18 protein-coding genes are annotated in these 21,508 nt (G+C 43.7%); 6 read left to right on the forward strand and 12 right to left on the reverse strand.

The window, feature by feature from the left end:
- Nucleotides 1–3: 3 nt before the first annotated feature.
- From ACHZCY_RS02790 to ACHZCY_RS02800, 3 genes are all read right to left on the reverse strand, one after another.
- Nucleotides 4–477 carry a 23S rRNA (pseudouridine(1915)-N(3))-methyltransferase RlmH gene (locus ACHZCY_RS02790; protein ID WP_319547757.1) on the reverse strand — a complete coding sequence of 158 codons (474 nt, stop codon included), beginning with the start codon at nt 475–477 and terminating at the stop codon, nt 4–6.
- Entirely contained in the window at nt 474–902 is a 429-nt protein-coding gene (locus ACHZCY_RS02795; RefSeq protein WP_319547758.1) for a YkgJ family cysteine cluster protein, read from the reverse strand. Before ACHZCY_RS02795 ends, ACHZCY_RS02790 begins: the two co-directional genes overlap by 4 nt.
- Nucleotides 903–965: 63 nt before the next feature.
- Entirely contained in the window at nt 966–1,517 is a 552-nt protein-coding gene (locus ACHZCY_RS02800; protein WP_319547759.1) for a YqgE/AlgH family protein, read from the reverse strand.
- A gap of 364 nt (nt 1,518–1,881) precedes the next feature.
- Here ACHZCY_RS02800 and ACHZCY_RS02805 point away from each other — a divergent pair, with 364 nt between their 5' ends.
- Complete coding sequence (locus tag ACHZCY_RS02805) at nt 1,882–2,082, forward strand: hypothetical protein (RefSeq protein WP_205221346.1); 201 nt, start codon at nt 1,882–1,884, stop codon at nt 2,080–2,082.
- 262 nt (nt 2,083–2,344) lie between these two features.
- On the opposite strand, the gene ACHZCY_RS02810 is transcribed toward ACHZCY_RS02805, so the two are convergent.
- Nucleotides 2,345–4,201, reverse strand: a complete 1,857-nt coding sequence (locus tag ACHZCY_RS02810) for an ATP-binding protein (protein ID WP_319547760.1) — start codon at nt 4,199–4,201, stop codon at nt 2,345–2,347.
- 328 nt (nt 4,202–4,529) lie between these two features.
- On the opposite strand from ACHZCY_RS02810, the gene ACHZCY_RS02815 reads away from it, so the two are divergent.
- Nucleotides 4,530–4,946: a hypothetical protein gene (locus ACHZCY_RS02815; RefSeq protein WP_205221348.1), complete on the forward strand. Its 417-nt coding sequence runs from the start codon at nt 4,530–4,532 to the stop codon at nt 4,944–4,946.
- An 89-nt stretch (nt 4,947–5,035) separates the two neighbouring features.
- On the opposite strand, the gene priA is transcribed toward ACHZCY_RS02815, so the two are convergent.
- Together priA and galU are read right to left on the reverse strand one after the other, a co-directional pair.
- The gene (priA, locus tag ACHZCY_RS02820) at nt 5,036–7,600 is read right to left on the reverse strand and encodes a primosomal protein N' (RefSeq protein WP_319547761.1); all 2,565 of its coding nucleotides are present in this window, start codon (nt 7,598–7,600) and stop codon (nt 5,036–5,038) included.
- Nucleotides 7,569–8,450, reverse strand: coding sequence for a UTP--glucose-1-phosphate uridylyltransferase GalU (gene galU, locus ACHZCY_RS02825; protein WP_205221350.1), 882 nt, complete (start codon nt 8,448–8,450; stop codon nt 7,569–7,571). The genes priA and galU overlap by 32 nt, the downstream gene beginning before the upstream one ends.
- 121 nt (nt 8,451–8,571) lie before the next feature.
- On the opposite strand from galU, the gene hrpA reads away from it, so the two are divergent.
- From hrpA to ACHZCY_RS02840, 3 genes are all read left to right on the forward strand, one after another.
- Entirely contained in the window at nt 8,572–12,315 is a 3,744-nt protein-coding gene (gene hrpA, locus ACHZCY_RS02830) for an ATP-dependent RNA helicase HrpA (protein ID WP_319547762.1), read from the forward strand.
- 288 nt (nt 12,316–12,603) lie between these two features.
- Entirely contained in the window at nt 12,604–13,179 is a 576-nt protein-coding gene (locus ACHZCY_RS02835; RefSeq protein ID WP_319547763.1) for a rhodanese-like domain-containing protein, read from the forward strand.
- A 3-nt stretch (nt 13,180–13,182) separates the two neighbouring features.
- A complete protein-coding gene (locus tag ACHZCY_RS02840) occupies nt 13,183–13,926 on the forward strand; it encodes a rhodanese-like domain-containing protein (protein ID WP_205221353.1) in 744 nt (247 codons plus the stop codon).
- A gap of 81 nt (nt 13,927–14,007) precedes the next feature.
- Here the strand turns inward: ACHZCY_RS02840 and ACHZCY_RS02845 are convergent, their stop codons facing one another.
- The 3 genes from ACHZCY_RS02845 to purD are packed head-to-tail and all read right to left on the reverse strand — an operon-like array spanning nt 14,008 to nt 16,752.
- Entirely contained in the window at nt 14,008–14,328 is a 321-nt protein-coding gene (locus tag ACHZCY_RS02845) for an Hpt domain-containing protein (RefSeq protein ID WP_205221355.1), read from the reverse strand.
- 31 nt (nt 14,329–14,359) lie between these two features.
- A complete protein-coding gene (locus ACHZCY_RS02850) occupies nt 14,360–14,983 on the reverse strand; it encodes an L-threonylcarbamoyladenylate synthase (RefSeq protein WP_205221357.1) in 624 nt (207 codons plus the stop codon).
- Nucleotides 14,980–16,752 (reverse strand): phosphoribosylamine--glycine ligase, encoded by a 1,773-nt coding sequence (gene purD, locus ACHZCY_RS02855; RefSeq protein WP_205221358.1) that lies wholly within the window; start codon nt 16,750–16,752, stop codon nt 14,980–14,982. The genes ACHZCY_RS02850 and purD overlap by 4 nt, the downstream gene beginning before the upstream one ends.
- A 244-nt stretch (nt 16,753–16,996) precedes the next feature.
- On the opposite strand from purD, the gene ACHZCY_RS02860 reads away from it, so the two are divergent.
- Nucleotides 16,997–17,599 carry a TetR/AcrR family transcriptional regulator gene (locus ACHZCY_RS02860; protein WP_319547764.1) on the forward strand — a complete coding sequence of 201 codons (603 nt, stop codon included), beginning with the start codon at nt 16,997–16,999 and terminating at the stop codon, nt 17,597–17,599.
- Nucleotides 17,600–17,796: 197 nt separating this feature from the next.
- Here the strand turns inward: ACHZCY_RS02860 and greA are convergent, their stop codons facing one another.
- From greA to ACHZCY_RS02875, 3 genes are all read right to left on the reverse strand, one after another.
- Nucleotides 17,797–18,282 carry a transcription elongation factor GreA gene (gene greA, locus ACHZCY_RS02865; RefSeq protein WP_205221361.1) on the reverse strand — a complete coding sequence of 162 codons (486 nt, stop codon included), beginning with the start codon at nt 18,280–18,282 and terminating at the stop codon, nt 17,797–17,799.
- 661 nt (nt 18,283–18,943) lie between these two features.
- Entirely contained in the window at nt 18,944–20,266 is a 1,323-nt protein-coding gene (locus ACHZCY_RS02870; protein ID WP_205221362.1) for a tetratricopeptide repeat protein, read from the reverse strand.
- A gap of 27 nt (nt 20,267–20,293) precedes the next feature.
- Nucleotides 20,294–21,478, reverse strand: coding sequence for a DegT/DnrJ/EryC1/StrS family aminotransferase (locus tag ACHZCY_RS02875; RefSeq protein ID WP_205221363.1), 1,185 nt, complete (start codon nt 21,476–21,478; stop codon nt 20,294–20,296).
- Between the last annotated feature and the right edge of the window lie 30 nt (nt 21,479–21,508).

Consider the following 21,508-nt stretch of genomic DNA (forward strand, 5'->3'; position numbering starts at 1 on the left):
TTTTCACTTATGATATTTATGGCCGGCTTGGATAGTACATGCTCGATACAGTTGCTCGAGCAGCAGCATGCGGGTCATTTCGTGGGTAAAAGTCATCTTTGAGAGAGAAAGCACATGGTCGGCCCGGGTAAGGACGGATTGGTGTAAGCCTAGGTGACCACCAATAAGAAAGGCTGCCGTGTCAACACCTCTATCCTGCCAGCGACCAAGAAGGGTTGCGAGCCCTTCTGAATCAACCATCTTTCCATAAGGATCCAGAGCGATGACTATTCCTTGTTTACATTGGTCAATTTTGCCCAGTAACTGCTCTGCCTCAAGAAGCTTTATTTTATCATCAGGTGTTTTTCCGGCTGCCTTTTCTTTAAGGACAGGGGTCTCAACCTGAGCAAAGTGACTGAGCCGATCAGCATAGTCACGGATCCCCTCATCGAGATACCCCTTTTTTGTTTTTCCCAAAAAGGGAAGCATAAATCTCATGGCTGATCATCTTGTTTTTTGTTCTCCAGAATAGCCTTCAATTGAATACAAAATTCCTCATAGCTTAACTCGCGGTTAAGCCCTGGACATGACTCAACGATAGTTGTGTAGTTATTTTTGTCAAAAAGCATGCTGGGGTGCAGTGGCCATTCACGACAACGTTCCGGTCTGCCCTCGTGAACAGAGCAACCCATGAGTTCGGAATCATAAAAAATGCAGTGCCCGTCAACAACCTTCATCTGCACCACATTGCCTGTGATGCGCCAGTATGTCTCTTTAACCTCCTCCAGTGACATATCAAGTGCTGCAACCATACGCTGCTGGTCAAATGGGGTTAAAGAGACTGTTGTTTCACCATGGCAGCAAAAGCCGCATCTAGTACACTGAAAAATAGTTTCTGAGGTATTTATATTGTGTTTTTGCATAATTGTAAAAAAAGAGCACTGGTGGCAAAACACAGCGCCGTGGAGGAAAGTGTATGTGTTGTTTCAGGCAGAACCTATGGTATCACCCAGCATGGAAATGTCGATACCTAAACGCGCGGCAGCTTTTTTCCATTTTTTTTCATCAGGTGTGTGAAAAATTACGTCAATATGGCCTGGTACGGTTAACCAGCTATTATCAAGCAGTTCTGTTTCCAGTTGCCCTGCTCCCCAGCCGGCATAGCCCAGCAAAAAAAGATATTCCTGAGGACCCTTGCCAAGGCTTATGTCTTCCAGCAAGCGCGTATCACGGGAAAGAGAGACCTCTGGAGTAACTGCCAGCGAAAAAGGGTCTTCTTTGGTGGAACAATATAAAATAAATCCAGCATCCATCTCAACCGGTCCGCCGATGTACACCGACGGTAAAGGTCCTTCTGGGATAGGTAGATTGGCTCCATGAAACACTTCCAGGAGGCTAATTTCATCGTTGGGGTTGTTGATCACGAGTCCCATCGCCCCTTCTTCATTATGGGCGCACATGTATATGACCTGTTTTTTGAAACGAGGGTCAGGCATCTGCGGAGTGGATATGAGAAAATGACCAGCTAGACTTTCCATGATATCTCTGTTTAAGGGTAACTACTCACTGGGATGATAACTACTTATTTTAGTATCTTTAAAACCTGTAACTGCTTACAGGTGCCTCATATTTGGACAGTCCCGATTTTTTGCTATAACCAATCTATGCGGGTAATCGTGACCGCCCGAAGAGGTAAGCGACCAACGGGAGACTCCGTGGGGTGCCTGCAAGCAGTTACGTTTAAGGTTCTTTTAAGGAAATCCTATCACCCTTCGGTTCAAACAGTCAAGGATGATGATTGGGTAAGAAAAAAGAACCGTTTCAATGGTTGCTACCCTCTTTTGTTTTGTGCTATGAGTCAGAGGCAGAAAAAATGTCTTTATACACAATAAGGTAACCAATATGAATGATAATACCTCTTTATATTCTCGTTCCGATAAAATTAAAAAGGCTTTGCTCTGGTTAAGTGAAACTCAAGAAAAAAAACCAGGTGCCAAGAGGCAGAAGCTTCTGCAGGAGGCTGAAATCCGTTTTGACCTTTCTCCTGCCGATTGTACTTTTTTGGATAAAAACTTTTCAAGCTCAGAGTCCTGTGATACCTGATAAATCCCGAACCATTCAAAACAGTTGTATATTGATTTTGTGTAACTACTCAACAGGTCGGTAAATCTTTGATTTATTATACCTAAAAGCTGCAACTGCTCACAGGTGCCTCAGATTTGAACAGGCGTGATTTTTCGCAGGTAAACGAAGACTCCGTTAGCTTCTCTATGCGGAGGATAGTGATCTTCCACAGAGGTAAGCGAGCAACGGGAGACTCAGTGAGGTGGCTGTGAGTAGTTATGCTTTTGCGTAAGAGCAGTTTTCAAATAACAAGATCACGATTGTCCACCGAGGGTAACTGGATAGTAACCACCGTTCCCTTGCCTTGCTGACTAGCTATGCTAATAGAGCCGTTATGGTCTAAAATTATTTTTTGTGAAATAGCTAGTCCAATTCCTGTACCTTGCTGTTTAGTTGTAAAATAAGGGTAAAAAACTTGCGAAAGAACATTTTCGTCCATCCCTGTTCCTGTGTCTGAGATAGTGAGTTGTACAAAATCATCAGATGCACTGTTTTCAGCTTCAATTGTTATTAGCCCCCCGTCCGGCATAGCCTGTATACTGTTGAGTAAAACGTTCATGAGCAACTGGGTGAGCCTGTCCTTGTCACCTTTAATTTGCTTAAGGTCATCACTTGTAGTGAGTAACACTTCAATATTATTTTCAAGCGTTTCCGCTTGTATTAACTCTACTTCTTTCTCGAGAAGAGTGGTGACATCCACAGGTTGAAGTTTGAGTGAGATTGGGCGAGAAAAGCTGAGCATCTCGGTGATGGTTCTGTTCATTCGCTCTGTTTCCTGGATCAACAGCTGGGCCGTGTCACGCTCCTTACTTCCAGCTACGAATTTGTTTTTGAGTAACAGAGCCAGCCCTTTAATAGAACTTAAAGGATTCCTGACTTCATGCGCTACCCCACCTGCCATTTTTCCTATGGCAGCGAGTTTTTCACTTTCACGCATTTTTTGTTCAAGCTTTTTGACCTTGGAAATGTCGGATAAAAGCAAAACCTCTCCCATATATGTTTTGTTTCTATCAAATATCTGTATTAAACGGCAAAGCAGTACATACATGTCGCCTGCAAAAGCAATCCGGATTTCTCTTTCATCTGGTGCAAGGGGAGACTTCGGCTTGTTTTCATCAAAAAAGGCGGCGAGTTCTTCATGAAGTATTTCCTTAGGGGTCTTGCCAACGGCATTCGATTCTTTTATGCCGGTTATTTTTTCAATAGCCTGGTTCCATGTTTCAATCCGACCAGATTTGTTTGTAGCAATAATACCGACAGGGAGTGAGGTTATGAGCAAAGTGGTAAAGGCTTGTATTTCATTGAGGGTTTTTTGTGAGACCCTGTAACCCTGTACTACTGAGAGAGAAAACCAACCGGCCAGGCCGACCAGGAGCATGGCGAGCGAAAGTATGAAAATTTGAGCCCTGAGGCGGCCAAGAGTATGATCATATTCTGTCATATCAAGCCCGACAACAATAAAAAAAGGTTTGTTGAGGTCACTCTCACCAGGTGTCCTGTCAATGATGGGTGGTCCTGTATCCCACCTGTTTTTGCCCATGAAAAAATTTCGATGCCCTGAGTGCTTCATGGTCATTGAAATACGCGAATGGCTGGGTACAAACGGTTTAAAACGACGTGTTGTCTCAAAAAGGCGTTTTTTCCCTTTATCTGTAACAATAGAGTAATACAACCTTGATCCATCATCACGTTGAAGCTGGTTTTTTATAATGGGGGAAGTTGGCAGGGTGTTGCCAATCTGTTTTTTATCATTGTGGGCTATGATTCTACCCTTATCGTCAATGAGAGCTATTTCACGTATGTCGGGGTCTTCAACGAGGTGATCTATCATTTTTTGGACATGACTGTACCATGAATCACTTTCCCAAAAATTTCTTCTTATATCAGAGATGTATGAGGCTCTCGCTCCAGATTGTACAGCTTTTATCAAAGTGGCTCCCTTTTGAAGCATGGCATTCGTCATCAAACGTTTTTCCAGCCTAAGATTATGAAAGGCAAAGGTCACAACAATGATGATGAGCAACCCAGCTGCTGCAGTCAGGAGCCAGGGTGATGCAAAAAGTAACCTGGAGCGGAGAAGAGATATCATTTTATTCATACTTCAGGGAAAGCAATAAAGGGGCCATCATGCCATGTTGAGCAACATTCGAATACCGGCGGCTGTTTACGAAGCATCTCAAGTGATGAACACCTTAGGCAGGATTTGTTCCGGGTATTTTTTACCCAGTCTTTTAAAGCAAGGTGGGTAAAAAGTGAACACTCGTATATCGGAAAAAACATATTTAGAACAGCTGTCTTGTTGTTTGTAAATAAAAAATCAATAAATTCATTATGTTAATTTGTTTACCGCTAATTTGGCATGGTCTTCGCTTATTTGAGAGTGCAACAGGCGAACACCATAAACTTTACAGTTAGGAGAATGCTATATGATGAAAAAAATGAACACAAAAAGCATGGTACTTGCTGCAATTCTCACCAGTGGTATTTCATTGGCGATTACTCAAGCAGCAATAGCGAGTCCAAATTGGCATGGAAAAAGCCTAGCACCTTGCCAGGTACAACAGTTGGACAGTGTAACACAAAAGGCACAGCAAAAATTTTTACAAGAAACTGTTGAACTCCGCAAACAAATGATGGAAAAAAGAGCTGCCATGCGCGCTATCATGGGTGCGGGCACACCCGATGCAAACCAAGCCTCAAAAATTGCAGGAGAGCTTTTTGATCTCCGTGAGAAACTGCGTGTTAAAGCAGATGAGTACGGGCTTGCAATACCTGGAATCGGATCGCGCGGCACCTGTATGTCCATGGGCGGTTCCAGAGGTATGAAGTACAAAAACTATTAATTCTATCTTTTTTCTTCCCCTCTCCCCTGGCAGGTTTCCCTCCTTTTTTCCTGCTGGGGGAGTTTTTTTTTTCAACACCCTTTGTTTGACTACATCATATTTTCAGGGTCGACATCTACAACCATTCTTACATTCGACAAGCATAGAGAACGTCTTTCGTCTAATATACGCGTACAAACAGCATGGAGAGTCCTCGCGGATGCACTCTTAAGCAATAACTGCCACCTGAATTTATCTTTTATTTTTCCCACCGGGGATGGAGATGGACCTAACAGATCGATATGATGCTGTTTGCAATCTTCATGTATGAATGCAGCTGTTTTACGGGCAGCTTTTTCTACCTTGGTTTCGTCAGTTCCGTTAAATTTGATATTGATCATTCTAGAAAATGGTGGAAACCCCATGGGGGAACGAGTTGTTATCTCCTGTTCATACAGTGCTTCATAATTATGATCTTGCGCAAACCTGATTGCATAATGGCTGGGTTGATTTGTTTGTATAATAACTTTTCCTGGTTGATCCCCCCTACCCGCTCTACCTGTGACCTGAGAAAGTAGGGAAAAGGTTCGTTCACCGGCTTTATAATCGGGGATTGTAAAACCAGCGTCTGCCCATATGACACCAACCAGAGTAATATTTGGAAAATGCAGTCCCTTTGCTATCATTTGGGTGCCGACCAGGATGTCTATTTCTTTGTTCCTGACTGACTGGAGAATCTCGAGATATTTTTTTCTTTTTACAGCAACATCGCTGTCTAGCCTTGCCACTCGTGCAGCAGGAAAAAGCTGTTTTGCTTCTTCTTCAATACGTTCAGCCCCAATGCCTACTCCTGCAACATTTTGCGAACGACAACCGGGGCAGATGATTTGCGAAGGCATGGTAAATCCACAGTAATGACAGAGTAGTCGCCCTTTACTTCGGTGATAGGTAAGAGAAACCTGGCAATGGCGACACTGGAGAACATGCCCACAATCTCGGCAAAGCATGGTAGAGGAAAAACCTCGTCGATTAACAAATAACAGCGCCTGTTGTTTATTATCCAACGTGTTACCAATTTCTCGAATCAGTGTGTCGGAAAAGAAAAGGTCGCGCCGGCTTCTTTTTTTGGTTGAAAGATCGACCACCGCCACCGTGGGCAATGGCTTTTCCTGCACTCGCTTTGTAATGGTCAATAATTTATACTTTTCCTTAATGGTGTTACTGTAGCTTGTTACCGATGGAGTTGCTGAGCCAAGTATAACGGGGCATGAGGTGAGTTTAGCGCGCATGACAGCGACGTCTCTTCCGTGATACCTGGGACCGTCTTCCTGCTTATAAGCAGGTTCATGTTCTTCGTCTACAATAACTACTCCCAGCTTGTCCATGGGGGCAAATACGGCTGAGCGGGCTCCAAGAACCACCTTTGCCGATCCATCCCTTACTCGCTGCCATTGATCCAGTCTTTCTCCTTGGGAAAGACCACTGTGAAACAGGGCTAGTTGATCACCGAAACGTGTATAAAATTGGGCCTCCAGTTGTGAGGCAAGCGCAATTTCAGGCACCAGTACCAACGCTGTTTTACCCTGTTGCAAGGCTGCCTCGGCTGCGCGCAGGTAAACCTCTGTTTTCCCGCATCCGGTTACACCAAAAAGTAAAAAAGGTTGGAACTCCCCTGCTGCGATGCTTGGTGTAATTTCTTGTAAGACTTTTTTCTGTTCTGCGGTAAGCTCAAGAGGTTGGGCGGTAGTGGTAATGGTGTTGCCAAACGGATCTCTATATACCCGCTGATCATGTTTGCTGAGAATACCTTCCACGCAAAGAGATGATAATGCTTTGGAGCAGTTGGGGTACAAGCTGAGGAGAACTTTTCTCGCTACCGGTTTGGATCCCGTATTGAGATACTTATCTAAAAAAAGAGTAAGGGCTTTTTTTTCAGAGGGCTTTAAAATTTGTGCTAACCGATGCTCATCTTCTGGTTGTAAAATTGAAAGGGGATCGGTTGTTTCGAGTCCCGTGTTTTTAAAAAAGGTGGGTGCCAAGACATAGACTGTTTCTTTTTTCGCCTTTACCTGCGATGCAATTAACTCCGGCACCAACTCGACAGCGCCGCTCTTGATTAATATTTGTAATTGTTTGTTTTGAGCTTTATCCTGACGGATTTTTGCAATCTGAGCTGGAGGAACTTCTTGAAATTGCAGCAACTGCTGAAACCAAGGAAGGGTGGTAAAATAATATTTTTCGGGCGAAACTTCATAAAGTTTCAAGGTTTCGATATCGAGTACATTTATCCTGTAGCCGCTTTTCGCTGAAGGTGCCAGAGGAAGAGCTGTTTTTATAACTTCACCCAAGGGATGATGGTAATAAGACGAAATCCAACGGTACAGTGGGATAAGAAAGGGTGGAAAAAAAGGAGCCGGTGCAAAGACATCAAGGATAGGCTTGACAGTAAAATCGGTTTTTTGGACCCTTTTTAGAGGGGATGCTTCCAGGACATATCCGGTCACTCGCCTTCTTCCGAGTGGCACCAACACACAACTGCCGACCGGAATAGCATCTTTTCGGTCGGCAGGATGGCCGTAGGTCAATGTCTGATCGACAGGGGCGGCGACGGCCACCTCATAAAGGGTCATTAATGAGATACGCTCATATTCCACATCCATTGCAGATGCTTTCAAGATGTTTTCTGAACGGCTCGCCCAACGTACTGTGTTGCAGAGAAAAATCAACAATGGCTTTCAGGTAGCCGAGCTTGTCACCGGCATCATAGCGTTTGCCCTCAAACTCATAGGCATACATGCCCCTTAAGTTGGAAAGGGCTAACAAGGCGTCTGTCAACTGGATTTCTCCGCCATGACCAGGCGTGGTTTTGCCCAACAGATCAAAAACTTCAGGCATTAAAAGATAGCGACCAATAATAGCCATATCCGAATTGGAGGTGCCAGGCGCAGGTTTTTCAACCATCCGGTTTACTTTAAAGGTTCGCTCTTTTTCGATAGCCTCTCCCTCAACGATTCCATACTGGTAGGTCTCATTCATTGGTACACGCTGGACGGCAACAATAGACTCACCAACATCCTTGTACAAATCAATCATTTGCTTACAGCAAGGTACATCGCTCATAACAAGGTCATCACCCAATAGAACCAGGAATGGTTCATTGCCGATGACATTACGAGCCATCCATATGGCATGGCCCAGGCCGAGCGGTTTTTTTTGGCGGACAGAGACGATATCAATCAGGTTGGAAATATTTGTCAGTTCTTCGCTCAGCTCGACTTTATTTTTTTCCTTCAGCACGGTATCAAGCTGGAAGTCATAATCAAAATGGTTTTCTATAGCTGACTTGCCTTCACTGGTAATGAGAATTACCTCTTCAATACCTGAAGCGACGACTTCTTCCACAATATATTGAATGGTTGGTCTGTCTACAATGGTTAACATTTCCTTGGGGATGGCTTTTGTAGCCGGTAAAAAACGAGTACCAAGTCCAGCAACCGGAATAACGGCTTTTCTTATTGCCTGCATTGTCGCCTCAATGAATGTATAATGGAAATTGTAAAATACCCTACAAAGATAAGCTTTAAAATACTCAGCAATAAACTATACTCGTATTCCCCTTTTCCTCTCAAGTATTAATCTATTTTTTATGCACATTACATATCCACCCACTCTTCCCATTTCAGAACATAGACAAGAAATCCGCTCAACCCTGGAAAATAACCAGGTCATTGTTATTGCAGGTGATACTGGTTCGGGGAAGACGACGCAATTACCAAAGATATGCATTGAGGCCGGCTGCGGAACCAAGGGAAGAATAGGTTGTACACAGCCAAGGCGTATCGCCGCTGTTTCGGTAGCGGAAAGGGTAGCTGAAGAAACACGATCAGGTGATGAGGTCGGATATAAGATCAGATTCCAGGACCGTGTTACAGAAAATACCATCGTCAAATTTATGACTGATGGTGTTTTACTTGCAGAGACCAGAAATGACCGATTGCTGAAACAGTATGATGCCTTGATTATCGATGAAGCGCATGAGCGGAGCTTAAATATTGATTTTCTGCTTGGATATATTAAACAACTGCTTCCTACAAGGCCGGACCTCAAGGTTATCATTTCTTCGGCCACCATTGATACCGAAAAGTTCAGTAAACATTTTTCCAATGCTCCTGTTGTTTCCGTTTCAGGACGGTTGTTTCCCATTACGACCATGTACCAGGAAGATGAAAATGATGATAGCTTACAGGAAGGTACCTATGTTGAGCAGGCGATTCGGGTCATTCACGATTTAGCAACCGACCCTTTTGGTGGTGATATTCTTGTTTTTATGCCCACTGAAAGAGATATTTTTGACACCATTGATGGGCTGGATGAATATATACGCGAAAGTAACCTCATCTTACCCCTTTTCGGCAGGTTACAGGCTGCAGATCAGCGCAGGATATTTAAGCAATCTTCCAAAAGAAAAATTATTGTTGCCACCAATGTCGCTGAAACCTCTATCACTGTCCCTGGTATCCGATTTGTAGTGGATACCGGACTAGCGCGTATCTCAAAGTACAATGTTCGAACAGGAACCACCAGTTTACGGATTTCTAAAATCTCCCAGGCAAGCTGCAATCAGCGTCAGGGGCGATGTGGCAGGACAGGTCCCGGCACCTGTATCAGACTGTATCCGGAACAAGATTTTTTAAGTCGCGACCAATTTACATTGCCCGAAATTCAGCGATCAAATCTTGCTGAAGTTATCTTGCAGATGGTTAACTTAAAGCTAGGCAAACCAGACCAATTTCCGTTTGTCGACGCGCCGCTGCCACGTGCTATCCGAAAAGGGTTTCAAACCCTGATTGAACTGGGAGCATTGAAGAAAAGCCATGCCCTCACCCAAGATGGGAGGTTAATGGCAACTTTACCGCTAGATCCCTGTATCTCGAAAATTGTTATAGAAGGCGGCAAAAGAAACGCTCTCAAGGAGACCACTATCATTGCCGCCGCGCTCTCTGTACAAGATCCCCGGGTTCGCCCCCTTGACAAAGAACAGAAAGCCGATGAAGCTCATCGGCAGTTCCTTGATAAACGCTCTGATTTTCTTACCCTGCTCAATATCTGGAACGAATTGTTTCAACAGGAAAAAAAGATCAGTTGGTCCAAATTGTCAAAATTTTGCAAAAACAGCTATCTTTCCTGGCAGCGTATGCGCGAGTGGATAGATGTCTTTGAGCAGATATCACGGCTTCTTAAACAAAGAACCGATTTCAAAACACTTGATGAGCCTGCCGGCTATGAAGCTATTCACATGGCATTGACCAGTGGATTTTTACGTAACATTTGTCGAAAAAAAGAAAAGAAATTGTACATCTCCAGTGGCAACAAGGAAATTTCTCTATTTCCTGGCTCCGCACTTTACAAAAGTGGTGGTGAATACATCGTTGCAGCACATTTTATAGAGACAACCCAACTCTTTGCTCGTACAGCTGCAAATATAAAAGCAGAATGGCTCGAAGAGCTTGGTGGTGAGCTGTGCAAGCGTTCATGGACCAATCCCCGCTGGGAAAAAAAGAGTGGCAGGGTTGTTGCCGATGAACATATCAGTCTCTTTGGTCTACCGGTAATTAGTGGTCGCAAGGTTAACTACGGCAGGATGAACAGTGTAACGAGGCAGGAGGCAAAAGATATCTTCATCAGGGAAGCACTTTTGCATAATCGACTAGGCAGAGGGTATCCTTTTTTAGAAGCTAATCAGCAGTTGCTTTGTCGGTACCGGGAAATCGAAGAGCGGATTAGGCGTCGCAATGTTGTGGCCGATGAAGAGCATTTTTTCCGATTTTATGAAGGTCGGCTTGGAAATGTCTATGACAGATTCACCCTGAACAGGTTATTGCGGCGTAAAAAAAGCGATACGTTTCTGCGGATGACAAGCGATGATATTGTGATTGACGCGCCTGTTGAGGATGAACTCTATCAATATCCACCGACGTTACAGGTAGGGGAGTTAACATTTGCATTGCAATATACCTTTGTGCCGGGTGACGAAAAGGACGGCGTGACGGTGTCTATCCCTTGCCAGGTTATTGATCACATTAATCCAGCTGTTTTTGAATGGCTTGTTCCCGGCCTGTTGCCGGAAAAGCTTCTTTTTTTACTTAAGCGTCTGCCCAAGAGGATTCGTAAAACCCTGGTACCGCTGCCGGATGCTGTCGACCGAATTATGGATTCTCTGGAACTGTACAAAGGATCCCTTTATCAAAATATTGAAAAAATACTGCTCAAATCCTATCGGCTGAAAGTGGAACGGACTGATTGGCAACCTGATGCTTTGCCGCTTTTTTTAAAAATGCGGTTTGACTTCCTGGATGAAAAAGGAAAAAGCTGCCTGGTTTCAAGGTCTTTTAAAGAAATTCATCACCATCTAAAAACCGAAGTCACTTCTTCTACAAACAAAATTGCAACTGATCTGCCTGAGATGAGTAATATCACAGCCAATGATTTGGATACTATTCTCCCACAAATAAGTGTAAATGCAGGCCCCTCAGCAGCCATTCGGGTTTTTTCTCCACACCTGGAAGTCGATCCTATAAAGGACCAGGTCCATCTTAAATATGGCAAAGAAAGTGCAAATAGCCAGGCAAACAATAGAGCCGGAGTGGAAGCATTGTATTGTCAGCAATTTCCCCAAGAGGCAAAACAGCTGAGAAAAGAGTGTAAAGTACTGGTGTCGAGCAACTCGGCAAGTTGGTTGTCTCTTGGCGGCAAAGTGTCGGCCGCTAAATTGAAAGACCGTCTTTTTTCCTATGTTATGAGTAGCATTTTTGACATATCTGCAAGAGAGCTTCCCTCTGCTGCAATATTTACAGAAAAAGTCGATGAAATACGAAAAAAAGGGCTCTTAAGAGCAGCTGCCCCTGTTACTAAATTGTTTTTAGAGAGTCTGCAAAAGCGCAAGCAGGCAAAACAAAAAATTAACGATTGGGCCCAGAGAGCGAGAAAAAGTAGAAGTTTTGATCAAAAGCTATATGACCAATACCTATTGACCCTTGAACAAATATTACCCCACGATTTTCTGTTTCAACCCGGATATTCTCTTTCGCTCCACACTATCAGGTATCTACAGGCCCTTATAGTGCGCGTTGAGCGCGCTGAGCATTCACCTGAGAAAGACCGTAAAAAGGCAGAAAGGCTAACCAAGGCTCTTAACCGTTTAGCCCAGTATAAGGAGTTTTCCGCTCCTTCCAAGACCTGTTTGGAATGCCTTGCTGTATACAAGGAGCTTGTTGAGGAATTCCGTGTTTCTGTTTTTGCCCCTGAACTGGGGACAGCCGCACCTGTGTCTGAAAAGCGGTTGCAAACCTACTGGCAAGAGGTCGAAAACAATTGCCGGACAGTAGAATAACTTTTTTAACCCAATTTTCCGTTCAAGTTTGATTGAAAACACACTTGCTTGCGCAGGATGTCCGTAAGTTAACATTTCTTTGATGGTAGCTGTCAATATTATCGATAGCAATGAGTTATACAGCGCTTGAAATAGAGTGAAAATAAGTGCTATTATCATTATTAAAACGAGTGTAAAAAATAAGAATAAACTAGTTATTGTAATCCCCCTTGGATATTGAAAAATCGTATGAGGGGCAGCAAAGAGGAAGACCATTACATTTGTAATTCCATGAAAAGGAGGGAAAAGGTGTATAAAAAATTTATTAAATTGTTACCTGGTTTGCTAATTATCGGCCTCTTGAGTTTTGGCTGTGCACAATCACCGGATGTCAAGCAGGAAATGACGCCAAAAGCCTCGCAGACACAACAGCAGGCAGAAAAAAATGTCTATAAGGGAACAATCGTCGGCAAATCCAATAAAGCCAAAACTATTTCAATAGAAGTCGGCAAAGGAAAGCAAGCCCAAACCATGATGGTCAAATTTGATGACCAGACCAAAGGGGTTGAACACGCTGTTAAAGGGCATGCTGCGATCATTACTTTTGAAAAACGCGGAAATGATGTTTATGCAAAAGTCATTAAACAAAAATTAGCTAAACTTCCTCAAGGTGTTACAGAAATCAAGACCGAGGAGTTAAGTGCCTTAGTGACCAATGCGCATAAGATGTACTTGGTTGACTCCAGGCCGGCCAGTCGATATGGTCAATCGCATCTCCCTGGAGCAGTGTCCATCCCTGTCCCCATGCTGAAAGAAAAGCAATCAGCCTTACTTCCTGCTGATAAGAATGAGCTATTGATTTTCTACTGTGGAGGGCCTACATGAGGCATGTCAACTGCCTCCGCCGGTCTGGCGAAGAAATTTGGTTATAAAAATGTTCGCGTTTATTTAGATGGTGAACCAGCCTGGGCTAAGGCTTATTTACCAACATATGCCACCCATGATTTTATCAAAAACGGCAATGTCGTTCTCGTAGATGTTCGCCCCAGTGAAGAGGCAGTCAAGGGACGTATCAAAGGCGCATACTCCATTCCGTACGAACAATTAGATGATCGACTTGATGATATCCCCCGTAACGCACCTGTCATACTATACGGTGATCAGGAAGTCCTTGATGCCATGGAAGACATGCGAGACGATGGATTCAAATTCGTCTCTCTTGTTCGGGGCGGCTTTGCAGGTTGGATAGCTTCAGGGGAAGCGATTGAAAAAGGACCGATTTTTAACACTGAAATACGCTGGGTGCGCAAACTTGGCAAAGGTGAAGTGTCTTTAGATGATTTCAGGAAAGCGGCTTCAGGCGAAGACAAAGATGCTATTATCATTGATGCTCGAACCAAGGAGGAAGTTGCAGAATTAGGAACATTCAAGAACACGATCAATATCCCGCTGGACGAAATCCCTGCTCGTATGAACGAATTACCCAAAGATAAAAAGATTTATGTCCATTGTTCAACCGGAGCCAGGGCGGATATGGCTTATAAAGAGTTGATAAAAAGTGGCTACAATGCAAAATTTTTGCTACTTAACATTGCTGACGCTGAATGTGATTGTGAAATTATAAGACCTTAATTTTTTTCACAAGTTACCTGCAAATGGCAGGTGAGGTATCGCCACACCTGCCATTTGCACTACAAAACACTCCGCTTTTTCTTACAAAAGTAGATTAAACTGCACGAGTAATTCACCCAACCCAGCCACTTTTTCTTCGATGGGCTGCGCCTCGCGGGCATATTCCTCTATCTCCAGCGCCAATATACGGATGCCTTCAATACCCAGGCTTGAAGCAGCCCCCTTAATGCTGTGAGCGGCTGTGAGAATACCTTCAATGTTGCGGGCTGTTGTTGCCTCTTCCAATTGTTGATAATCTGCAGCAGCAGAATCTCTAAAAAGAATAAGCAGTTCATCCAAAAGTTCTTGGTCACCAGCTGTCTGCTCCAGAGCAAATTTTTTGTCCCACTGTAAAGATGCCATGCTTACCTCCTATTCGTTGAGCCTCTGTTTATCACCAACTGAGGTTGTTCTCTTTTATGGTCTGAAAGTCAATCATTCCCTGGCGGATGCATTCAATGGATTCATGTTCACATTTGACAAGAGTTGATCCTTTTGTACCTGGTGTCTCTCCGCCATCCAGGATAATATCGATGCCTTGTCCAAAGAAAGACGCAACCTGTGCCGCAGTGTTTGCGGGCGCACCACCAGACAGGTTAGCACTTGTAGCGGTTATCGGTCTACCAAAAACTTGGACAAGTTGCTGAGCTACGTGATGAGAAGATTGGCGCATCCCAATGGTTGCGGTGCCACCGGTGAGCTCGGGTGCTAGTTCAGGTCGAGCCGGGCATACCAGAGTAAGAGGTCCTGGCCAAAATTGGAGGGCAAGTCGAGTAAAACTCTTCGGCAATGGAAGAACTGCTAACCTTTCTGCTTGGTTGATATCCGCAATTAAAACAAGAATAGGTAAATGCGCGGCTCTTTTTTTGATTGCGAAAAGTTTTCTTAAAGCTTGCTGATTGTAAGGGTCTACGCCTAAACCGTAGTACGTCTCAGTGGGATAAGCAATCAAACCACCGGACCGTATAATATCAGCGGCCTGGCGGATTGATTGCTCGTCGGCAGGTACGATGATCATGTTTTTAAAGCATTATTTTTTTCCAATACTTGCTGTTCCATATCCAGGGCATGCTGTGTCAGCTTTTCCTGCATCTCTTTGTCGGTAATTCCAAGTATGCGCGCAGCCAATACGGCAGCATTTTTAGCGCCTGCTTTTCCTATGCCCATGGTCGCAACGGGTATTCCAGGAGGCATTTGGACTGTTGAAAGTAATGCATCAAGCCCATTAAGCGATGATGCGTCAATGGGAACGCCAATGACAGGTACCGTTGTATGTGCAGCCAGAACACCAGCTAGGTGAGCGGCCATTCCTGCACCGGCAATAATCAATTTTATTCCTCGTTCAAACGCTGTTTGTGCATATTCTGTAGCTTGAGAAGGCGTCCGGTGTGCCGAAGCAATACGAATTTCATATGATATATTAAAACTTTTCAAAACGTCTACAGCACCTTGCATCACAGGGAGATCGGAATCGCTCCCCATAAGAATTCCTACCGATGGTCCATCCTGCTGTTTTAGTCGCTTTAATGCACGGTGACCAATATCCCGCCGGTAATAGCACTCTGACCAGGTAATCTCGTCCACTGCCTGGTAAGCGAGTTCAATCGCTTTTTCAATATCTTGACCTATTGCTGTAACACCAAGCACTCTACCACCGTTGGTGACTGTTCGCCTATTGGCAATGGTTGTTCCGGCATGGAAAACCTCAACGTTTTTGACTCTGCTCGCCTTGATCAAGCCAGTGATAGCCTTGCCCTTTGTATACTCTCCGGGGTAGCCACCGGATGCCATAACAACACAGACTGTGGGACGTGGGTCAATATCAAGCTCTATTTCGTCAAGGGTTTGGTCTATACAGTGTTCGAATACGTCAACCAAATCACTCTTTAAACGCATTAATAATGGTTGGCACTCTGGGTCACCGAAGCGGCAGTTAAATTCGAGAACGTTAATTTTATCGTTCTCAATCATGAGGCCCGCATAGAGCATGCCTTTATAGGGACGTCCTTCTTCCGCAAGCCCCCTCACCGTGGGAAGCATAACTTCATTCATTACCCGCATGGTCAGATGGTCGGTTAGGATGGGAGCGGGTGAATAAGCGCCCATACCCCCGGTATTGGGCCCTCTATCTCCTTCAAAAGCGGCTTTGTGATCCTGTGAAGAGGGTAAAGGCAAGACGGTTTTACCATCAGTAAAGGCAATAAATGAGGCCTCTTCACCACGCAAAAAACTTTCGACAACAACTTTTTCTCCGGCAACTCCAAAACGTTTTTCTTTCATGATGGAGTCAACAGCTTGTTTTGCTATATCCTTACTCTCTGCAATGATGACTCCTTTACCGGCAGCTAGGCCATCTGCTTTGACTACACAGGGGGCACCGATTTTATCTATATATTTTTTGGCTTGTCCCGGCTTGCTGAATACTTTGTAGGACGCACTGGGAATATTGTATTTTTTGAGAAAATCCTTGGTAAAAGCCTTGCTTGCTTCAAGTTCAGCCGCAGCTTTTGATGGACCAAAAATACGGAGACCTTTTTCTTCAAATATATCTACTATTCCATTTGTCAGAGGATCTTCAGGGCCTACCACTGTAAGATCTATGGACTCTGTGAGCGCAAATTGAAGTAGACTTTCCACATCGCCGGCAGCGATATCAACGCATGCCGCAATTTTACTTATGCCTGCATTGCCGGGTGCGCAGAATATTTTACTTGTCCGCGATGATTGTTTGAGTTTCCAAACTAGAGCGTGTTCGCGACCGCCACTACCGATTACCAAAATTTTCATTATCCAATCTCCTAAGCCAAAATTTTAGGCTGTTGATTATTTTCCTGCATACCTAATAAAAAGATATAGCATTCGTCCAGTAAAAAACAGGTTGGTTGCACTGGAAATGCTTGTTTAAATAATAAATTGTGTACTAAATTCTATGAATTAAAGAAGGCATTTCTCTTGACACTCAGTGTCACTGTTGTTACGCTCAAGAATGAGGGCTCATTCATTTTAAGGTCAATTCCCGTTAAACATATAAATGAAATCAGCTGACAAGCATCGAAAAATTATTCGTGCTGCGACCAAGGTCTTTGCAAAAAAGGGGTTTTTTAATGCCCGAATTTCTGACATTGCAAAAGAGGCCAAGGTTGCAGACGGTACTATATATCTCTACTTTAAAAATAAGTTTGATATTCTTATTTCTGTTTTTGAACAGGAAATAGGCAAGCTCATCGAGCAAATCACCGAACTTATAAATAAAGAAAACGACCCCAAGGTCAAGTTGGAGATTTTTATTGCTAAACATCTTCAAGAGATGAAAAAAAATAAAAATCTTGCTGAGGTTATTCACATTGAACTTCGGCAAACCAATAAACTTGTCCGCGACTATAGGAAAAATAGTTTTAGTAATTACTTAAACATTGTCTCTTCCATTATTGAGGAAGGCAAACAGAAAAATATTTTCCGTCAGGATATTCAACCAGATATTGCGAAACAAATACTCTTTGGCGCATTGGATGAGATTTCCCGTATCTGGGGCTCGGGTAATGAAATGGGAATGGACTTCTCTGTTGAAGACGTAACCGAACAATTAACAGCTATTTTTCAGCAAGGGGTTTTGGAAACCGACCATGAGTCGTAATTCTTCTGTTTAGTAAAAAACAAACATTTCACGCATTCTGCAAACGTCTATCGAGTTAAACAACTCGATTTAAACTAGACAAAGTATTGACAGCACTCTTCGCTGGCTTAAGTGGACAACAGCTCTGAGGACCCCCTCTCTAGAGCTGTTGATCACAAGACATCAAAACATTATGTAGGTTAGTGTAGGTTAGGCTCTTATTGGATTGTGCCAACAGCTATATCGACCACCTCAAATTCACGAACTCCGCCAGGTGTCTTGGCTATTACTTCATCTCCTACTTCTTTACCAAGCATGGACCTGCCAAGTGGCGATAAAACAGAAATAGATCCTTTTTTTACATCCGCTTCTTCCGGTCCCAAGAGCTGGTAGGTCATTTCTTCATCGGTCTCCATGTCCATAAGCGTAATAACGGTGCCGAAAATGGCCCTTTCTATGGGCACTTGAGAGCAGTCAATAACCTCAGCTCTTCCGAGTTTATCTTTTAGCTCCATTATTCGGCCTTCAATCATGCCCTGTCGTTCTTTTGCAGCATGATATTCGGCGTTTTCTTTAAGATCTCCATGTTCCCTCGCGACCTCTATAGCCTTAACTATTTCGTGACGCTCCACTCTCTCAAGTTGATCGAGTTCGTTACGAAGTTGTTTGTTTCCTGTAAGGGACATAGGTATACGTTCAACCATTACTTCTTCCTCTAACTATAAATTGTTGTGTTTGAAGGTACATTTTCATTAAGCAATCCATGGAAAAAATCAGTGCGGAAACTTTCCTGTTTTTTTCAGGGGTACTGTGTCTAACCTTGATTTCTCTTCAGTTCGGGCAGTGCCGGATTTAATCTTTACTGAAAATGACAAAATGCTCATGAAATATTCGTGTTAATGGATGTGGCCTAACCCAAATTTCTCATGAACTTTTTGATTTTAAATTCAATCAATTGATATTATTGCTTAAAGAGTAATTATGCAATTAACAGCCTGTTTTTCGTTTTCAATCAAAAAGTTCTCCCTTGGGGGCAATATATTTTTCCGCGGGATCTACATTCACAAAACACTTGCAGTAGTTTGCTGACCGAGTCTTCGTTACCTGGTGCGCCGCTTGTAGCTTGTTCCGTGAAAAACGTTATTGATGAGAAATTCGGGCTAACCCTGCTATTATCATCAAATAGTAGTAGGTAATTCAACGAAAATCTAAAAGCTGTAAATCTGCCCGAAACTGTGATTGTTCAACAGTGCTCCAAATATTCACAAGCAGACCGATTTAGCAGATAATCCCCGACCTCGATACATCGCAGTGTTGAGCGGACAGTTCGAGGAGATTTTGGGTACTGGTGAATAGTTGCAACTGTTAATTGAAACTCTGGCCACCACTTTGCTGAAGTTTTTTATGCAAAGCTGCGAATTCTTTGCCCCTGCCCTGAGTTTTAAGCAGTCCTTCAAGTTCCTGCCACACGGGATCACTCTCTGGTACCTCTTTGGCAATAAGGAGTAAAATGTCTGCCAGTTCGTTGAGTTCTCCCTTTTCTCGTAGGAAGTCTGCCATAATTTTATAGACTTCCACTCTGTAATAGGTAACCTTTAGCAGGTCTTCCCACAGGAGTTTTGAACCACTGTTTTCGACAAGTGCAAGCAGGTCCGTGGCTAAGGCAACTAAAGAGGATCTTCGCAGGCGGAGCAACGATTGATCATCTGGATATGTAGCTGTAAGCGAATCACATATTTCGAGCGCCCTGTCGGCCCGACCTTTTTTGAGAAATATTTCAGCTTTTCGCTTAGAGAGCGAAATATCCTGGTCACTGGTCTGTAGTAATCTTTCCAGATGGATTAACTCCATGGAAAGATTACCCTGGAGTTGATAATAACTGACCAAGGCAGAATTGGCTGCGTTGTCATAGGGCTTTACAGCTATGAGTTCCTGCCAAAAACGTGCTGCTTTTTCTTCATCACCTTGTTGCCCTGCAACTTGTGCGCATCCTTTTATCACTTCTGCATCAGTGGGATAAGCTTCATATACCAGGGACAATAGTTTGTCTGCCTTGTCATAGCTTTTTACTTGAACGTATAAAAGAGCTGCACGGCGAATATATACCTGGTTATCTGGCCTTTTGGCCATTAACTTTTCAACGACCGGCAAAGCTGATTGATGCTTTCCTTGTTCGATAAGTGCTCTACTTAAACCGTCGAGCGCTTTAATATTATTTTGTCCTGCTGGGAACAAAGTCAGAAGTCGTCTATACAGCTGTTCCGCCTTTTGTTGGTTGTCGGTATGGAGGGCAATTTTTGCTTGGGCAAAAAGATATTGCGTATTTTTTTGCCCTTTAGCCAATAAAAGATTCAATTGCTTTTCCGCTTGGTACCACTTTTCCAGATGAAGCAATACTGATATATACTCCCACCTAGCTTCGTCGAGGTTTGGTTTGTTGTTCAGTAAAACGGCGAAATTAGCAAGTGCCTTCTGATAGTTCCCATTGCGGGACATTTCACGCGCCTTGTCCCAAGTGAGCTTCCACACTGGAACTTCTTCTGAAGCATATGAAATGTCCCGTGCAGGTACCAAATTATTAATTTTATTGCCGCTGGTCATAGCCTTTGCTGACAGGTTGTTTCCTGTCAGCAGGGCTGCGGCAACCGGAAGTAAAACTGCACTTTTCCAGAATGTTTTGTTTATCATGGAAATTTCCCCGATATAGGAGGGGATTTATTGATAAAAATTCTTTATTGTGCGAACAACATATTCCAACTGTTCTCCAGAAAGTTCTGGGTAAATCGGCAACGCAAGAGATGTCATGGCCGCTTCTTCGGCAATTGGAAAATGTTGCTTAGCAATGCCCGGCATCCCAGAAACACATTCCTGCTGGTGCAAACATAATGGGTAGTAGATTTCACTACCTATGGAATTGTTTGCTAGGTGTTCCCGTAATGCATCCCTTTTGGGAACCTTTATGACAAATTGGTTGTATATATGGTGATTATGCTGCTCATGGTCAGCATATTTACCATATACAGTGTGTGGTAGCTCTACCGGTTCATTTACTAAACCTGCATCTGTAAACAAAGAACTATAGGTGGCCGCATTTTTACGCCTTGCCTGATGCCATTTTTGGAGGTGCTTGAGTTTTACGGATAGTACAGCCGCCTGGATAGTATCGAGCCGAAAATTTCCTCCAACCCTGGCATGATAGTATTTGGGCTCTGCCCCATGATTACGGTTATAGCGCAATATGGCTGCATATTCCTTGTCAGAGGTCGTAACCATACCACCATCGCCTATTCCACCTAGGTTTTTGCTTGGGAAAAAAGAAAAGCAGCCTGCAATCCCCATGCTCCCTGCCCTGTGCCATTCAATGGAGCCATCTTTTTCTAATGGATATTCAGCGCCAATGGCTTGGGCCGCATCCTCAATGATTGGAATCGAATATTGCTTACTCAGGTCTAATAATGGTTGCATATCTGCACACTGACCATAAAGGTGTACAGGTAAAATAGCTTTAATGGGATTTGAGCTGCCGACAGCTTCTTCAAGCGTTTCTGCCGCCAGGCGCGGGTCAACGTTAAAACTATCTTTTTCTATGTCCACAAAAACTGGAGTAGCGCCTGTGCGGAGAATCGTCCCCATCGTGGCGAAAAAAGTATACGGGGTCGTTAAAACACGATCACCTTCACCAATATCCAGCGACATCAATGCGGCCAACAGAGCGTCTGTCCCGCTTGAAACGCCAACTCCGAATTTTGTGCCGGTATACTCAGCAACTTCATTTTCGAAGCGCTCGACAACAGGTCCTAAAATATAACCGGTAGAATCAATCACGCCTGTAACGGCATCAAGAATCTCGGCTCGAAGTACCTCAAGTTGAGGCTTCAAATCAAGTAATGGTACGTTCATAAAATATAAGTCTATAAGAAATTAAAAAAT

Origin of the sequence: Desulfogranum marinum (assembly GCF_963675105.2) — a bacterium.
In the GTDB taxonomy this organism is placed as follows: domain Bacteria; phylum Desulfobacterota; class Desulfobulbia; order Desulfobulbales; family Desulfobulbaceae; genus Desulfogranum; species Desulfogranum marinum.

Coding starts and splice junctions, on each gene's coding strand:
- ACHZCY_RS02790 (WP_319547757.1), bottom strand. CDS start 477: ATGAGATTTATGCTTCCCTTTTTGGGAAAAACAAAAAAGGGGTATCTC.
- ACHZCY_RS02795 (WP_319547758.1), bottom strand. CDS start 902: ATGCAAAAACACAATATAAATACCTCAGAAACTATTTTTCAGTGTACT.
- ACHZCY_RS02800 (WP_319547759.1), bottom strand. CDS start 1,517: ATGGAAAGTCTAGCTGGTCATTTTCTCATATCCACTCCGCAGATGCCT.
- ACHZCY_RS02805 (WP_205221346.1), top strand. CDS start 1,882: ATGAATGATAATACCTCTTTATATTCTCGTTCCGATAAAATTAAAAAG.
- ACHZCY_RS02810 (WP_319547760.1), bottom strand. CDS start 4,201: ATGAATAAAATGATATCTCTTCTCCGCTCCAGGTTACTTTTTGCATCA.
- ACHZCY_RS02815 (WP_205221348.1), top strand. CDS start 4,530: ATGATGAAAAAAATGAACACAAAAAGCATGGTACTTGCTGCAATTCTC.
- galU (WP_205221350.1), bottom strand. CDS start 8,450: ATGCAGGCAATAAGAAAAGCCGTTATTCCGGTTGCTGGACTTGGTACT.
- hrpA (WP_319547762.1), top strand. CDS start 8,572: ATGCACATTACATATCCACCCACTCTTCCCATTTCAGAACATAGACAA.
- ACHZCY_RS02840 (WP_205221353.1), top strand. CDS start 13,183: ATGTCAACTGCCTCCGCCGGTCTGGCGAAGAAATTTGGTTATAAAAAT.
- ACHZCY_RS02845 (WP_205221355.1), bottom strand. CDS start 14,328: ATGGCATCTTTACAGTGGGACAAAAAATTTGCTCTGGAGCAGACAGCT.
- ACHZCY_RS02850 (WP_205221357.1), bottom strand. CDS start 14,983: ATGATCATCGTACCTGCCGACGAGCAATCAATCCGCCAGGCCGCTGAT.
- purD (WP_205221358.1), bottom strand. CDS start 16,752: ATGAAAATTTTGGTAATCGGTAGTGGCGGTCGCGAACACGCTCTAGTT.
- ACHZCY_RS02860 (WP_319547764.1), top strand. CDS start 16,997: ATGAAATCAGCTGACAAGCATCGAAAAATTATTCGTGCTGCGACCAAG.
- greA (WP_205221361.1), bottom strand. CDS start 18,282: ATGGTTGAACGTATACCTATGTCCCTTACAGGAAACAAACAACTTCGT.
- ACHZCY_RS02870 (WP_205221362.1), bottom strand. CDS start 20,266: ATGATAAACAAAACATTCTGGAAAAGTGCAGTTTTACTTCCGGTTGCC.
- ACHZCY_RS02875 (WP_205221363.1), bottom strand. CDS start 21,478: ATGAACGTACCATTACTTGATTTGAAGCCTCAACTTGAGGTACTTCGA.